At 46.1% G+C, this 14,555-nt stretch carries 15 protein-coding genes; 9 read left to right on the forward strand and 6 right to left on the reverse strand.

All coding sequences use genetic code 11. The features are described 5' to 3' along the window. Window positions 1-7 precede the first annotated feature (7 nt). Window positions 8-916 carry a DUF6662 family protein gene (locus tag C2759_RS01880; protein WP_251366996.1) on the reverse strand — a complete coding sequence of 303 codons (909 nt, stop codon included), beginning with the start codon at window positions 914-916 and terminating at the stop codon, window positions 8-10. 154 nt (window positions 917-1,070) lie between these two features. Here C2759_RS01880 and C2759_RS01885 point away from each other — a divergent pair, with 154 nt between their 5' ends. Further along, complete coding sequence (locus tag C2759_RS01885; protein WP_215355836.1) at window positions 1,071-1,313, forward strand: DUF3820 family protein; 243 nt, start codon at window positions 1,071-1,073, stop codon at window positions 1,311-1,313. A gap of 4 nt (window positions 1,314-1,317) precedes the next feature. On the opposite strand, the gene C2759_RS01890 is transcribed toward C2759_RS01885, so the two are convergent. Beyond that, a complete protein-coding gene (locus C2759_RS01890) occupies window positions 1,318-2,337 on the reverse strand; it encodes a DNA/RNA non-specific endonuclease (protein WP_215355838.1) in 1,020 nt (339 codons plus the stop codon). 474 nt (window positions 2,338-2,811) lie between these two features. Here C2759_RS01890 and C2759_RS01895 point away from each other — a divergent pair, with 474 nt between their 5' ends. Then, window positions 2,812-3,828: a transglycosylase SLT domain-containing protein gene (locus C2759_RS01895; RefSeq protein WP_251366997.1), complete on the forward strand. Its 1,017-nt coding sequence runs from the start codon at window positions 2,812-2,814 to the stop codon at window positions 3,826-3,828. An 86-nt stretch (window positions 3,829-3,914) separates the two neighbouring features. Here the strand turns inward: C2759_RS01895 and C2759_RS01900 are convergent, their stop codons facing one another. After that, a complete protein-coding gene (locus C2759_RS01900; protein ID WP_215355840.1) occupies window positions 3,915-4,262 on the reverse strand; it encodes an FKBP-type peptidyl-prolyl cis-trans isomerase in 348 nt (115 codons plus the stop codon). Between the two features lie 75 nt (window positions 4,263-4,337). On the opposite strand from C2759_RS01900, the gene C2759_RS01905 reads away from it, so the two are divergent. Beyond that, the gene (locus C2759_RS01905) at window positions 4,338-5,354 is read left to right on the forward strand and encodes a DUF6352 family protein (RefSeq protein ID WP_215355842.1); all 1,017 of its coding nucleotides are present in this window, start codon (window positions 4,338-4,340) and stop codon (window positions 5,352-5,354) included. On the opposite strand, the gene C2759_RS01910 is transcribed toward C2759_RS01905, so the two are convergent. Further along, window positions 5,351-6,553, reverse strand: coding sequence for an MFS transporter (locus C2759_RS01910; protein WP_251366998.1), 1,203 nt, complete (start codon window positions 6,551-6,553; stop codon window positions 5,351-5,353). The two genes, C2759_RS01905 and C2759_RS01910, sit on opposite strands and share 4 nt — an antisense overlap. A gap of 251 nt (window positions 6,554-6,804) precedes the next feature. On the opposite strand from C2759_RS01910, the gene C2759_RS01915 reads away from it, so the two are divergent. The 5 genes from C2759_RS01915 to C2759_RS01935 all read left to right on the forward strand — a co-directional run bounded on the left by C2759_RS01915 (window position 6,805) and on the right by C2759_RS01935 (window position 12,301). Next, window positions 6,805-9,042 carry an NADP-dependent isocitrate dehydrogenase gene (locus C2759_RS01915; RefSeq protein ID WP_215355843.1) on the forward strand — a complete coding sequence of 746 codons (2,238 nt, stop codon included), beginning with the start codon at window positions 6,805-6,807 and terminating at the stop codon, window positions 9,040-9,042. 156 nt (window positions 9,043-9,198) lie between these two features. Further along, entirely contained in the window at window positions 9,199-10,161 is a 963-nt protein-coding gene (gene msrP, locus C2759_RS01920) for a protein-methionine-sulfoxide reductase catalytic subunit MsrP (RefSeq protein WP_215355845.1), read from the forward strand. A 23-nt stretch (window positions 10,162-10,184) separates the two neighbouring features. Next, entirely contained in the window at window positions 10,185-10,772 is a 588-nt protein-coding gene (gene msrQ, locus C2759_RS01925; RefSeq protein ID WP_215355847.1) for a protein-methionine-sulfoxide reductase heme-binding subunit MsrQ, read from the forward strand. A gap of 13 nt (window positions 10,773-10,785) precedes the next feature. Then, complete coding sequence (locus tag C2759_RS01930; RefSeq protein WP_215355849.1) at window positions 10,786-11,370, forward strand: lipocalin family protein; 585 nt, start codon at window positions 10,786-10,788, stop codon at window positions 11,368-11,370. Beyond that, on the forward strand, window positions 11,357-12,301 hold the full coding sequence (locus C2759_RS01935; RefSeq protein WP_215355851.1) for an MBL fold metallo-hydrolase: 945 nt from the start codon (window positions 11,357-11,359) through the stop codon (window positions 12,299-12,301). Before C2759_RS01930 ends, C2759_RS01935 begins: the two co-directional genes overlap by 14 nt. Window positions 12,302-12,308: 7 nt before the next feature. Here C2759_RS01935 and C2759_RS01940 read toward each other — a convergent pair whose 3' ends face one another. Next, window positions 12,309-13,133, reverse strand: coding sequence for a hypothetical protein (locus C2759_RS01940; protein WP_251366999.1), 825 nt, complete (start codon window positions 13,131-13,133; stop codon window positions 12,309-12,311). A gap of 52 nt (window positions 13,134-13,185) precedes the next feature. On the opposite strand from C2759_RS01940, the gene C2759_RS01945 reads away from it, so the two are divergent. Further along, window positions 13,186-13,956, forward strand: a complete 771-nt coding sequence (locus C2759_RS01945) for an SDR family oxidoreductase (protein ID WP_215355853.1) — start codon at window positions 13,186-13,188, stop codon at window positions 13,954-13,956. A gap of 6 nt (window positions 13,957-13,962) precedes the next feature. Here the strand turns inward: C2759_RS01945 and C2759_RS01950 are convergent, their stop codons facing one another. Further along, window positions 13,963-14,502, reverse strand: coding sequence for a DUF2889 domain-containing protein (locus tag C2759_RS01950; protein WP_215355854.1), 540 nt, complete (start codon window positions 14,500-14,502; stop codon window positions 13,963-13,965). Window positions 14,503-14,555: the final 53 nt, after the last annotated feature.

Genomic DNA, 14,555 nt, shown 5'->3' on the forward strand with positions numbered 1-14,555 from the left:
CATTTCTTTAGTTCAAAGGAAATCCAACTTTGACGATAAATTCGTTTACTGAATGGCTATCCCAAACGCGAGCATTGGAGCATTCAGCTTCGCCGCCACCCATGCAAGTGCCGCCTTTGAGTTGATAACGCCAAGCGCCAGTAACCCACCAGTCTTTAGCGGCGTAGTGCATATTGGGCCCAACAAAAGTTGCACGTTGGACTTGATTGCGTAAATTTAATTCTGAATAGTCATTGTGGAAACGTGCCTCAACACCGGCGGACCATTTAGGTGCAAATCGATAGCTAGCGCCCACAAGGAAGTCGAGCATTGATTCTGGTACGTTGCCATTCTCGATAAACTTCAAGCGTTCATTGGCTACAACTACGTTACCTGCCAAGACCAATCGATCATCAATGAAATTCGATTGCAAGAGTAAGCGGGCCTCAATTTCATCTTTGTTTCTGCCCCAGGTCGGCTCTAAATACAGGCCCACACCCACTGGTGATGTCACTGGATTGCTTAGTCGATAAATGGCTTCTAAGGAGCCACCTTCAATACCGCTTTTCCTATAAGGAGTAGCGGGGTCGTGACTGGATGGCACGCCATAACCACCGGTGCAACTTGAGCTATCGCCACAGGCTTCTGGGTTGGTGTAATTCTGGTTTGCGCTGGTGTAGTAGGAATTGATATAGCCAGCAATTTGTAAATCATTGGTAAGGCCATACTCCAACTCAGTTCTAGCTGTCCACGCATCGTAGGTGCCGGCTGCTTGTTGTTTATTCAGTTGTAAGCGCTGCTCAAATTCAAGCTTTCCTTTGGGCTGGAGATCGAGGGTGTAAATCCAACCAAATACACCTTCACCCGCATTTGCGAATGAGAAGTGCAGGGCTGTAGCTAATAGGATGCTAAAGGCAACGAGTCTTTTGATAGTCATTTTCATGGTCTAGTGGTCTGGTCAATAAAAGTAAATGAGAATGATTCTCAATATACAGTAAATGAGAATAATTCTCAATTGAGAGAATGACCCTGAGAGCTTTGGTGTTGAGTTTTTGTCTAGGAGCACTCACGAGCTTGTAGTATTTGGGTCTATGGATTCTGAAGCCCTGGTGAAGCTGGTCACAATGAAGATGCCCTTCGGCAAACATGCTGGCCGAGCACTTGCAGATCTGCCTGGTAATTATTTGGCGTGGTTTGCGCGCGATGGATTTCCTAAGGGAGAGCTTGGGCAGTTGCTGGAGTTAATGCACACCCTGGATCACAATGGCTTGCGTGGATTACTAGGCCCCATCCAACGGGCTCATGGAATTGCTCCTCGCAATCGAGAGCAATAAAGATTTATTTAGAGCGCACTATTGCTATGACGCGATTACGTTCATAGATCACATTGGGTGAGTCTGGCGGACTACTTTGGGAGAGGGTAGCCTGCAATAAGCTTTGTACCTGAATTTCTTGCGCTAGCTTTTGAGCTAAATCGAGATTGCGGTCGTATTGAATCTGGACGCTGGCAACCTTCCCCGCTTTGATATTAGAAATTAGCGCTGCAAGCTTCTCAGCCGAATACTGATCAAAAAAGACGGGATACCATCCACCCACCGTGGGTTTAGATTCCGAACTACTTTTTTCAGCTGGTTTACTAGACTTGCTTTCGTTGCCCTCTAGCGCTAGGTGAAAGTCGATGCCAGTCCTCTGAATCAGTTCACCATAAGAAATTGGGGCACTCATTTGCGCATCATCTGTGTTCTCAACCCAGTATGCCCAAGCTAGCTTTTTGGTGGGATCATAGACCAGCTTATAGAGATGACTCGGAATGGTGACCTTGCTTTTACCAATACTGCCGGCATTACCCACTGAGCCGGTAAAGACATAAACATCACCCGGAGCGCGCTTGATATACATCCTCGTCGGCTCTTCCACTCGTTTGGCCCAAATGCCCTGATTGTTTTGCCTAGCTTGCGGCATCATATTAGCCAGGGAGAATGACTGCGCCATGCCCCGTTCACTTGTCATATCGCCAGCTGGTACGTTGTGACCCCGGTCATATCCGCTACCGCGATAGTCTGCCAGTAGGGCGCGCTCATGCGCTGGGAGTCTGGCTTCTTCGTAGAACTGATTGGTACGGCGTGGGTGTGGCGCTTGGAGTTTCTCGCCATTTAACTTCTCAACGGTATAAATAGGCTTTTTATCTGAAGGCGAGTAATAGATCGCAAAATCATCAAAACAGAGGTCCCGACCCACTTGGGCAGTGCTTGGTATTTGTTGGGCTGGGAATAGATTTTGGCATTGATCGAAGAGGGCCAATGCACTCAGTGGTAGCCAAAGCGAGCTAAATAAGAGGAGTTTGGCCAGTAATTTCATTGCATGTCAGTGTAATGAGTGTCTTCCCAAGGGGTTCAAAGTTTTGCGATCAAGCTAGCTGCAAAGCTAGTATTGATGAGCGCTTGAAAGTCTTTTGTCTGATGTTTTATGCGTTCGCAAATCATGAAAACAGGCTGAGGCACAAATTGAGCTCATCAGCAGAAAAACACTACCGGTAGAATATTTAGACCATCAAAATACTAGATGTACGGGTCAGACATCTCTTTTAAAGAGTAAAAATAGAAAAAAAGTCGGAATTTAAGCACTTTTTTATTATATGAAATAAGCCCCTACTAACTTCTTTAAGCCATTGAATTTAAATGGATAAATATCAAATCTAGAGGGATTAATGGAGATCACCCGCATTTCAAGACCTATAAGTTATGGAAATGGCATTCGTTATTCTTGACTTGATATAAGAACCTTTTTAGAGTGACTCATATTTTTAACTTATTGCATTGCAACATAAATCAGATGATTGATTTTTGGGGTGCTGCAAGACTACGAATGATTAAATGTTTTTCTGCCAATACGAGTGACAAGCAATTAGCGCAGCCAGCGACGGCTCACGCTAAGGATTTGTTGGCTCACGCACTAACCCCTGTCTATCGGGTCATGAATGGTCTATTGATTGCGACTGTTTTCATAATTGTCGGACTCTGGCTCTCGGGTAACGGAACTCAAGCCGGCGCATTCGATTTAGCTCGAATCCTGGTTCCAGACGAAGCCCGTCACATAGTGTGGCCAAATGGTTTTGGCGTGCTGTATCAGTATCAAGAAGCAGCTCCCAAGGCATCCGCAGATGATGAGATTGCCAATGTGCTTTACGGAAACACACCGCTTATCCCTGGTAGTGGCTTGATGAGCGCTAAGCAGCAAACAGTTGCTCTATTAATGCCCTCGGTGGCGCATAACCAGGTAAGGCCGATCTCCCATTTGGCTGATCGCATTCCCACTTCAAAAATTGATCCTGAGGCACTGGATTCAAAGTTGATGGTGTCTGTTCAGAATCAACGCGCAGTAGCTGATTTCTTTGAGAAGAAGTACAAATTAGATCGTGCCAAGATTGAGGAATATGTATCTAATACTGTGTTGATTGCAAAAGAAGTCAAAATCGATCCAGTTTTATTGCTTGCCGTGATTTCAGTAGAGTCCAACTTTAATCCCCTGATTAAAAGCCATGCTGGTGCCGAAGGCTTGATGCAGGTGATGACTACGATTCATAAAGATAAGTACGCCTTGTATGGCGGTGCTACCGATGCGGTAAAGCCGGAAGTCAATATTCGGGTGGGCGCTTACATCCTCAAGTATTTGATTGCTACTAGCGGTTCATTGCGTAATGGCTTGAAATACTATGTTGGTGCTGCAAATGCAGAGAATGATGGTGGCTATGCCGATAAGGTGCTGGCCGAGAGAAATCGTTTAATTAGTTTGTGTCAGCCAACAACACCGAATAAATTCACTTTGAACGGCAAAGATTTGCGCTCATAAGACCTGTAGTTTTTCCCAGGGGAAAAATAAAGGCCACTCAGTTTATTGAACCGAGTGGCCTTATTACTTGCAGGTAGTGGACGGAATTAATTTACGCCATGAAGCTCCACATCAAATACCAGTGTTGCATTTGGGGGAATGACACCACCCGCACCACGTGGGCCGTAACCCATCTCAGATGGAATGATTAAAGTGCGCTTACCACCAATTTTCATGCCTTGTACGCCTTCATCCCAGCCTTTAATGACATGGCCAGCGCCCAAGGGAAAACTAAATAACTGGCCACGGTCTAAGGAGCTATCAAACTTCTGACCTTTATGGTCAGGCGCCTGTTCATCAAACAACCAGCCGGTGTAATGCACGTCTACATGATTGCCGGCAATCGCTTCTTTACCATCGCCCTCAACGGTGTCTACTTTTTGGAGTTCGCTCATGTTTATCTTCCTCTTTGGCTGAAATTGAGGGGCTAGTATATTCTGAGCGTAATCTTTTTGTTCGAGCAAACTAACATGACAAATTTCTGGCCTCATTCTGCGTACAAAACCCTGACGGTGGGGTCTGACAAGCAATTGCTGGTAACTGATGATTTTCTGCGTACCTACTTATTACGCCCTGAGTTAAATCTCGTTCCTGAGTCATGCGCTGTTGAGCGCGCCTTGCATCAGCGCTTAAGCGAGAACCCTCGGGCAGCCATCGCCGATGAAGAAATTGCTGGCATGGCAGATCCTGATATTCAGGTGAACTACCAAGTGTGGCTGAGGTATCGAGCCAAGCTATTGGCTGCTAGCTCTTTAGAAAACTTTTATATGAGCTTGTTTAAGGGCGATGGCGTAGATGTACCACCTCTATTTATATCTCAACTAGCGCAAATATTTATTCGACATATTTTGGGTGAGGATTGCCATCCCTTGGATGCACGTATGGGTGAGCTCTTCTTTCGGACTCAAAAGATCACTGTGTTGGAAGACGGCGTGGTGATGGGCGCGGATGATGAGGTCGTGACTCGAAATGCGCAGGCAGGGGAGACTGGCAACATCATGGATCTACTCAAGAGCAAGTCGATGTCTATGCGCTCCATCGACTTAGATGTCTTGCATGAAGAAAATGCCGAGCTCTATTGGGATAAGAGTGAAGATTATGACTTTGCCGTGCAGTTGAATTTTGGTCAGCCGCCTATCAATCATTTTTGCCGCGTCCTCGAGAAATGGGTGCAACATTTTTTAGGCGCCCAGGTGCGCATTACTCCGATGCAGCAAATCTCCGATCCAAAATGGTCTTGGCATGTTGGGCTAGATGCTGCTGCGACGGATATCCTAAATAAGCTTTATAACAAAGAGCCGGTTGACACCGACGAGCTTGAGAAAGTGATTTGCTTATTCCGTTTGGACTTTATTGATGAGGCTGCAGTGACGCAATCTCAGGCTGGAAAGCCGGTGTACATGGGTATTGCGATGAATGATGAGCAGCAGCTCAAACTCAAACCGCAAAATCTACTCTTCAATCTGCCTTTAGCAAAAGCTTCTTAAGCGGTAGGAGAAGCGCTAGCCTTCTTACGATTGGCGCTAAGCCAAAGCAAAGCGCCGGCAGTGACGGCAACGGGAAGCAGTGATCCTAGATTGAGAATGTTCCAGCCCTGCGAGGTGATGAGTGCTCCAGAGCCGAAGGAGGTAAAAGCCATGGTGCCAAACACAAAGAAGTTAATGGCTGCCTGAGCTTTGTCACGCTCCTCAGGTCGGTATGCAGTCATCGCTAATGATGTGGATCCGGTAAATAAAAAGTTCCAGCCAACACCCAGTAAAAATAAGGCAATTAAAAATTGGTGGAAGTCGACACCGGTGAGTGCGATTGCAATGCACAGGAGATTAAGGGCGACTCCAACACCCATGATTTTGAGTGTGCCAAAGCGCTGAATGAGTGAGCCGGTAAAAAACCCAGGTGCGAACATACCAATCACATGCCACTCTAAAACTATCGCTGTGTCCGAAAACGGGAGTCCACAAATTTGCATGGCAAGTGGGGTAGCTGCCATGAGGAGATTCATGACGCCATAGCCCAAAGAGGCTCCAATCACGGCAACCATAAAGACCGGTTGCTGCAAAATAGTTTTGAGGCTTCTACCGGCAGAAAGCGAGTGCTGAGTCTTGAACTCATCCGGAAAGTGAATGAATTGCATCACGAAGATGCCAATCAAGCCAGCTATCGAGAGGGTGAGGTAAGCTCCTAAAAAAGCAGTGTCAAAGAAATCCTTGGTCCAAGATGCGAGGTTGGGTCCAGTCACTGCACCCAGAATTCCGCCAGCCAGTACCCAAGAGACTGCTTTATCTCTCTGGCTGACTGCGGTCAGCTCGGCAGCCGCAAATCGATAAAGTTGCCCATTAGCACTGTAATAGCCGGCAATAAAGGTGCCGAGCACTAGAAGCCAGAAGTTTTTGGAAACAGCAGCGTAGGCGCACAGAAGGGCTGAAAATACCGCTACCAGGAGACCTAGCTGAAAAGAGATCTTGCGACCAAAGTAATTTTGGGTTTTAGCGACGATGGAGGTTGAGAAAGCGCCCCCCACAACGTAGCCCATGACAGGTAAGGTAGCCATCCAGGCAACTGGACTCAGACTGAGTCCCACTAGGCCATTAATAGCGATAAAGGTCACATTGTTGGTTAAAAACAAGCCCTGGCAGAGAATCAACAGTACAAGGTTTTTATTGAGCAGGGGGTGCTTGTTCATCATGCAGTCCAGTTTACGATGTAAGTCGATATGGGCTCACCTCGGTGGATTCCCTTAAATTGATACACTTGGACCCATTTGCAGGCTAAATCCCCTGAAATTGCTGGGGTCGATGATTTAAAATAGATTTCTCGGTCCAGTGCGTGAAATGACACCCAAGACAGCCAAAAGCGCCTGAAGTGTTGCGTACGGAATGCGAGAGTGGTTCGGTATAAGGCCGACCCCTAATATTTACCCATATCGAGGAAACATCAATGGCTTCAGAGAAATCAAAGATCATTTACACGCTGACAGATGAAGCGCCTTTACTGGCGACCTGTGCATTCTTGCCAATCATTCGTACTTTTACGGCTCCAGCTGGAGTTCAGGTTATAGAAAGCGATATTTCTGTTGCGGCACGTATTTTGTCAGAGTTCTCTGATTGCTTAACGGCTGAGCAAAAAGTTCCCGATAATTTGGGTGAGCTGGGTCGCATGACTTTATTGCCTGATACCAACATCATTAAGTTACCTAATATCAGTGCGTCAGTTCCACAGCTGCTTGCCGCTATTAAAGAATTGCAAGCCAAGGGTTATAAACTCCCTGATTTTCCAGATGATCCTAAAAATGATGCTGAAAAAGCAATTCGTACGCGTTATTCCAAATGTTTAGGTAGTGCAGTAAACCCTGTATTGCGCGAAGGTAATTCTGATCGCCGCGCACCAAATGCCGTTAAGCGCTATGCCCGTAAGAACCCGCACTCAATGGGTGAGTGGAGCCAAGCCTCCCGTACACACGTATCGCATATGCATGGTGGCGACTTCTATGCAGGTGAGAAGTCAATGACGATGACTAAAGCATGTGATGTGAAGATGGATCTGGTAACGAAGAGTGGTAAGACGATTGTTCTCAAGCCAAAAGTCTCGTTGCTCGCTGGTGAAATTATTGACAGCATGTATATGAGTAAAAAAGCACTCTGCGAGTTCTATGAAAAAGAAATTGAAGATGCTTACAAGACTGGCATGATGTTGTCCTTGCACGTGAAGGCCACCATGATGAAGGTGTCACACCCTATCGTATTTGGTCATGCTGTAAAGATTTTTTACAAAGATGCATTTAAAAAGCATGGCAAGTTGTTTGAAGAATTGGGTGTAAACCCAAACAACGGTATGAGTAGTTTGTACGAAAAAATCAAGACTTTGCCAGAATCCAAGCGCGAAGAAATTATCCAGGACTTGCATGCATGCCATGAGCATCGTCCAGCACTGGCGATGGTAGATTCTGCTAAAGGGATTACCAATCTCCATTCACCAAGTGATGTGATCGTTGATGCATCCATGCCGGCCATGATTCGTGTGGGTGGCAAGATGTGGGGCGCTGACGGTCGCTTGCATGACACTAAAGCGGTCATTCCTGAGAGTACTTTCGCACGCATCTATCAAGAGATCATTAACTTCTGCAAGACGCACGGCAACTTCGATCCCAAAACAATGGGTACAGTACCTAATGTGGGCTTGATGGCTCAGCAGGCGGAAGAATATGGATCACATGACAAGACCTTTGAAATTACTGAGGCTGGTGTAGCTCGCATTGTTGCTGACGATGGCACAGTCTTGCTGGAGCAGAATGTCGAAGAGGGTGATATCTGGCGAATGTGCCAGGTAAAAGATGCGCCGATTCGTGACTGGGTGAAGTTAGCAGTCAACCGTGCACGCTTGTCACATACTCCAGCTGTATTCTGGTTAGATGAGTACCGTCCACATGAAGCTGAGTTGATCAAGAAGGTGCAAACCTATTTGAAGGAGCACGACTTAACCGGTGTAGACATCCAGATCATGTCTCAGACTCGTGCAATGCGCTACACCTTAGAGCGCATCATTCGCGGTAAGGATACGATTTCTGTGACCGGTAATATTTTGCGCGATTACCTTACTGACTTATTCCCAATTATGGAACTCGGCACTAGCGCCAAGATGTTATCTATCGTGCCTTTAATGGCTGGTGGCGGTCTCTTTGAAACTGGTGCAGGCGGTTCTGCTCCCAAGCATGTTCAACAGCTGGTCGAAGAAAACCATTTGCGCTGGGATTCCTTGGGTGAGTTTTTGGCCTTGGCAGTTTCTTTGGAAGATATTGGTGATAAAACTAATAATTCAAAAGTGAAAATTCTGGCCCGCACTTTAGATGAGGCAACTGGCACATTATTGGATAACAATAAGTCACCATCACCACGTACTGGTGAGCTAGATAATCGTGGCAGCCAATTCTATTTGGCGATGTACTGGGCTCAAGCTTTAGCTGCTCAAGCCGAAGACAAAGAATTGCAAGCCCACTTTGCTCCGCTTGCAAAAGCCTTGACTGAAAACGAGCAAAAGATTGTTGCCGAGTTCAAAGCGGTACAAGGAAAACCGGCGGATATTGGTGGTTACTATATGCCTGATCACGACAAGTTCGTGGCTGTGATGTGTCCAAGTACTACCTTGAATGGCATCTTAAAAATGGCATCAGCCGCTTAAAATAAGCTTGCTTCACAAAAAGGGTAAACCGTTTGGTTTGCCCTTTTTTCTTGTGCGCCCTTTAGCTGAATGCAGTAGCTCAGCAATAAATTGATAGGCGTAGGAGAATAAGGTCTACTGTCACTATTAGATTAAATCCATTGAGGAGACTTTGATATGTCCACAAATGAGCAAAAGCGGCTTTCCCAGGAAATTACTCCTAAAGCAGTCTTCGAGGGGCGCCGTGACCTAATCAAGCATGCTGCGGCCGGGGCTTTTGGTCTAGCGCTCGCACCTTGGTTCTCACGTGAGGCTCTTGCTAGTAATGCGCAAAAGTTAATTGCTACGCCAAACCCAAACTTTGTTTTGAAAGAGGAATCAACCAGTTATCAATATGTCACTGGCTATAACAACTTCTATGAGTTTGGAACGGATAAATCAGATCCCGCTGCTAATGCCCATAGTTTGCAAACTCGGCCATGGACTGTATCGATTGAAGGTTTGGTTAAAAAACCAATGACTTTAGATATAGACGCCTTGCTAAATCTCGCTCCGATGGAAGAGCGTATTTATCGTATGCGCTGCGTTGAGGGATGGTCGATGGTTATTCCTTGGGATGGTTACTCTCTATCGAAATTACTGAATCAGGTGCAGCCTCTAGGCTCTGCAAAGTATGTTGAATTTATTACCTTAGCTGATCGCAAGCAAATGCCGGGCCTGAAGAGCCAGATTATCGATTGGCCTTATCGAGAAGGTCTACGTTTGGATGAGGCTATGAATCCCCTGACACTGCTCACTTTTGGTCTTTACGGCGAGACCTTACCAAAGCAGAATGGCGCCCCAGTCCGAATCGTGGTGCCCTGGAAATATGGCTTTAAGAGCGCCAAGTCGATTGTGAAAATTCGTTTAACAGAGGAAATGCCTAAGACTAGCTGGAGCCAGTTTGACGCACGCGAGTATGGGTTTTATTCCAATGTAAATCCTTTAGTAGATCACCCCCGCTGGAGTCAGGCGACTGAGCGTCGTATCGGCGACTCTAAAGGTGGCTTTGCCCCCAAAATCAAAACCCAAATGTTCAATGGTTATGGCGATCAAGTGGCGAGTATGTATGCTGGGATGGATTTGAAGAAATTCTATTAATGCAACACGATAAGTAAAGCTGGATGAAGCTACTGATCTTCCTATTAGCCTTATTGCCATTAGATCGTTTGATTTGGTTGGGGTTTACTGATGGTTTGGGCGCGAATCCGATTGAGTTCATTACGCGCTCAACAGGAACATGGGCGCTAGTTTTCTTATGCCTGACACTGGCGATGACGCCATTGCGTTTGTTAACGAATTCAACGACGTGGATTCGGTATCGCAGAATGTTAGGTCTGTTTAGTTTCTTTTACGCATCACTCCATTTTGTCATTTGGCTTTGGCTAGATCAGGATTTTGATCTAATAGAGATGTTCAAAGATGTAGTGAAGCGGCCCTTTATTACAATGGGCTTTATTAGCCTAGTTTTACTATTTCCACTAGCGCTAACCTCTACCCATTGGGCCCAAAGAAAACTGGGTCGTCGCTGGGCGCACTTACATCGACTCATCTATCTCATTGCCTGCACTGCAACTCTCCACTATTGGTGGCATAAGGCAGGTAAGAATGATCTAGATACCGTCATAATTTATGCGGTAGTTTTGCTATTGCTGTTATGTTGTAGGATTCCTTATATTCGTAAGCTCTTGGGCAAGCGATCTATCATTTAAGAATGTTTTGCTGATGACCCTATTTCCATATTCTCGCGCTTCATTGATTGCTATATTGAGTTCACTATTGATTTGCCTTGGATCGTCCCAAGTCCTGGCGCAGCAGGGTGATCAGGGTGTCAAGACCATCGCTACTTTAGATGTTCCTCGTTACCTAGGTACATGGCATGAGATTGCAAAATTCCCAAACTGGTTTCAAAAAAAGTGTGTCTCCAATACCAAAGCGGTTTATAGCGCTAAGCCCGATGGCAATCTTCGGGTCCTCAATAGCTGTAAAACTGCTGCTGGTGAGATTTCAGAGGCAGAGGGTTTGGCTCGCCAAATTGGTGGTAAGGATTCACCCAAATTAGAGGTGCGTTTCGTACCCGAGTGGCTCTCTTTTTTACCCTTAGTGTGGGGTGACTACTGGGTTATTGATTTAGATCCGCAATATCAATTAGCGGCTGTGAGTGACCCTAGAAGAGAATACCTTTGGGTGCTATCAAGAACCCCTCAGGTCGACCCAAAAGTCTATGCTGATTTATTACAGCGCCTAAAGCAACAACAATTTGATATTCAAAAGCTTGAAATCACTTCGCAGAAAAATGACGGTACTTGAAAAGCGTATCGGCAATTACTTGCTCCCACCCGGAATTGAAATTTTCGAGCGCGGGTGGTTATCAGCAAACAATGTATTGCTTTTCAGTGAGGAAGATGTATCGCTAGTTGATAGTGGTTACTGCGCACACCAGCAGCTGACTGTGGATCTAGTCACTCATGCGCTTCAGCAACATCACTTGGAAACGCTAAATAAAGTAGTGAACACTCATCTGCACTCAGATCACTGTGGTGGTAACGCAGTCTTATCAGAGGCATTTGATTGTGAGATATGGATACCAGAAGCAGAGGCAATCGCCGTACGAGACTGGAATGAGGATTTACTGAGCTTTCAGAAATTGGGGCAAGAATGTCCAAGCTTCACGCATCATGCCCTGCTTGTGCCTGGCGAAGAAATTATCTTGGGACCTTATCGCTGGCAAATTCTGGCAGCCCCTGGCCATGACAACCATTCAATCATGTTGTACCAAGAGCAGCATCAAATCTTGATCTCGGCTGATGCGCTATGGGAGGAGGGCTTTGGAGTCATCTTTCCTGAGCTCTGGGGTGAGGGTGGTTTTGAGGAGGTAGCGCAGACCTTAGAGTTGATTGAGAGCCTCTCTGTTGCCTTGGTTATTCCTGGGCATGGCAAACCTTTTACGGATGTCAGGAAGTCCATTGAGATTGCAAAATCGCGCCTCGATTACCTCTCAAGTGATGCTGACCGCAATGCACGTCATGGTGCTAAGGTCCTCCTGAAGTACAAGCTGTTGGAATGGCGTAGTCAGAAGTTGGCAGAGGTCAATCAGTGGATTGCAGGTACGCCTGTATTGGAAAGTATTCGCAAGCAGCTCAATATGAGCAGTGAAGATTTTCAAGTTTGGTTGGCAGAGGCTTTAGTGAAATCGAAAGCAGCTGCTGTCCAGAAAGATCATTTGGTAAATCTAGGTTAAGTGCCACTCAGAAATTAAACGACAGCTTTCCATAAAAAGACCAGTCGTAAACAGAATAGCTTTGCACGATCTGTTTGCTGGCACCCACCGCGAATAAAAAACTTTTATTAAGGCGATGGGTCACCATGGCATCGAGTGGGACAAACCAGCCACCCCCTCCACCGGTATTCAAGATGATTCCATTCTCATCCCACAATCGAATTTGAGTGTTGGGGGAGATAATAAATCCAAGCGTTGGAAAAATATTGAGATTACGCACTAGGGGCGGTTGATTGGGATTGCTAGCAAGCGAATTACCCTTGGTATCAAATCCATACATATATCTGAGTAAAGGTGAAAAGTCTGAGAGTCGTGAGTCGCTACCTTTGTTTGGTACATATACTGTACCGATCTGAGGGCCGGCAGCCCATTGCCCGTTATTACCAAACGGAAAGACAACCCTAGCGCCTAATGTACCTTCCCAATTCTTCAGAATACTGGGGTGATTTCCCCAGACCGTGAGCATGGTATTACCGGCGTTATAAGTGCCAGATGACTGCTCGGCAAGAGTGGGCCCGTAAGTCGAAACATAGGAGGTATCGAGTCGCATGGTGCCTCGCCACTGGTCAAACTGCAGTGGCTGGTAGTAGCGAAGCTTCAAAGTGTCGCTTTGGGTTTGTTCTCCAAAGGTATTGTGATACCCCCAAAATTCCAAAATCCGCTGACTCGAATACTGATCGGATGCTTTCTCTAGGTTTAAAAAGCCTCCCGAAAACTTGCTTTCATCGGCAACAGCATTTCCTATTAAGCCTAAGGAAACTAGGCAGTGGGTAAAAATACGTAACAATCTCATATACGCAGTAATATAAATGACTCAGTCAATTACATGAAATAAGTTGAAGAATATGGAACATACCGTTTTAGTCACCGGCGCTACTGCTGGCTTTGGAGAGGCAACTGCGAGACGATTCTTAGCGCATGGCCATCAAGTAATTGCGCTAGGCAGAAGAGTTGAGCGCCTAGAGGCTCTAAAGGCATCTCTTCCAGCAGAGCAGCAGAAAAAATTACTCACTTTAGCTGTTGATGTTTGCGATAGCGCAAAGGTGGATGGACTCGCAGCCACACTACCAGCCGAATTTGCTAAGGTGACAGTGCTAGTGAATAACGCTGGATTGGCTTTAGGTCTTGAGCCAGCACATCAAGCTTTTCTTGCGGATTGGGATCGAATGATTGATACCAATATCAAGGGGCTAGTACATATGACGCGCGCTTTTTTACCGGGAATGGTGGAGCGCAAGTGTGGACATGTGATTAATCTAGGCTCAGTGGCGGCAAGTTACCCCTATCCAGGAGGCAATGTTTACGGAGGTACTAAAGCCTTTGTTCAGCAATTTAGCTTAAATCTCAGGGCAGATTTAATTGGCACACCAGTACGCGTTACTTGCGTTGAGCCAGGGATGTGCTCTGGAACTGAGTTTTCGAATGTGCGCTTTAAGGGTGATGATAGTAAGGCCGATAAGGTCTACACCGGAGTGAAAGCATTAAGTGCGGATGATGTAGCAGAGGCTATTTATTGGTCTGCTAACTTACCAAGCCATATGAATATTAATTTATTAGAACTCATGCCAGTGCAACAGGCCTTCAATCCTTTCCATATTCACCGTGGTGAACTTTAAGGAAACTTAGACTGTCGGTTTCCATTTGTAAAACTTGGGATAGACGCGCATGACTACTGGTCCATCAAAATCCCAAGATTTACAAGTTCCCAAATAGAGTGGTGGTTTGTTGTCATCCGGGTCAAATAATGCACCTGGAATAGACTGAAATGCAGCGGTGGCAACATTGCTGAGAAGTTCGCGTAAATGAGTACACCCCTTAATGCCTCCAAGATGTTCATTGATCGTTTTGCGCCAACCCTTGCCAATGCGCACTCCAATCAGCGCATCCATTGGGGGTATTACTTGCGGGCATTCTGGGTGGGGATGGCTATCCATGGCTACTTCAATTGCTTGAATCACTAATTCAGTATTGACGCTAATACGAACCCACATATCGTGGAAAGCTTGGCCTGGTTCCCAGGTTTTTCCGCCAGTAGTAAATGGCTGAAATTTAAAATCTCGCAAATGCGCTTCAATATCCCATAGACCATCTTCTCGAGCGAAGCCCTGAAAAGTAATTTCACGAGTATGAAGGGGATTTCTGGGTGCAGGGGTTGAGAGCATGGTGGTAGTAAGTAAGAAGCTCGGAGACGATATGTATCCATCATAACGGCTTG

It is taken from the genome of Polynucleobacter sp. MG-Unter2-18 (genome assembly GCF_018687675.1).
Taxonomy (GTDB): Bacteria; Pseudomonadota; Gammaproteobacteria; order Burkholderiales; family Burkholderiaceae; genus Polynucleobacter.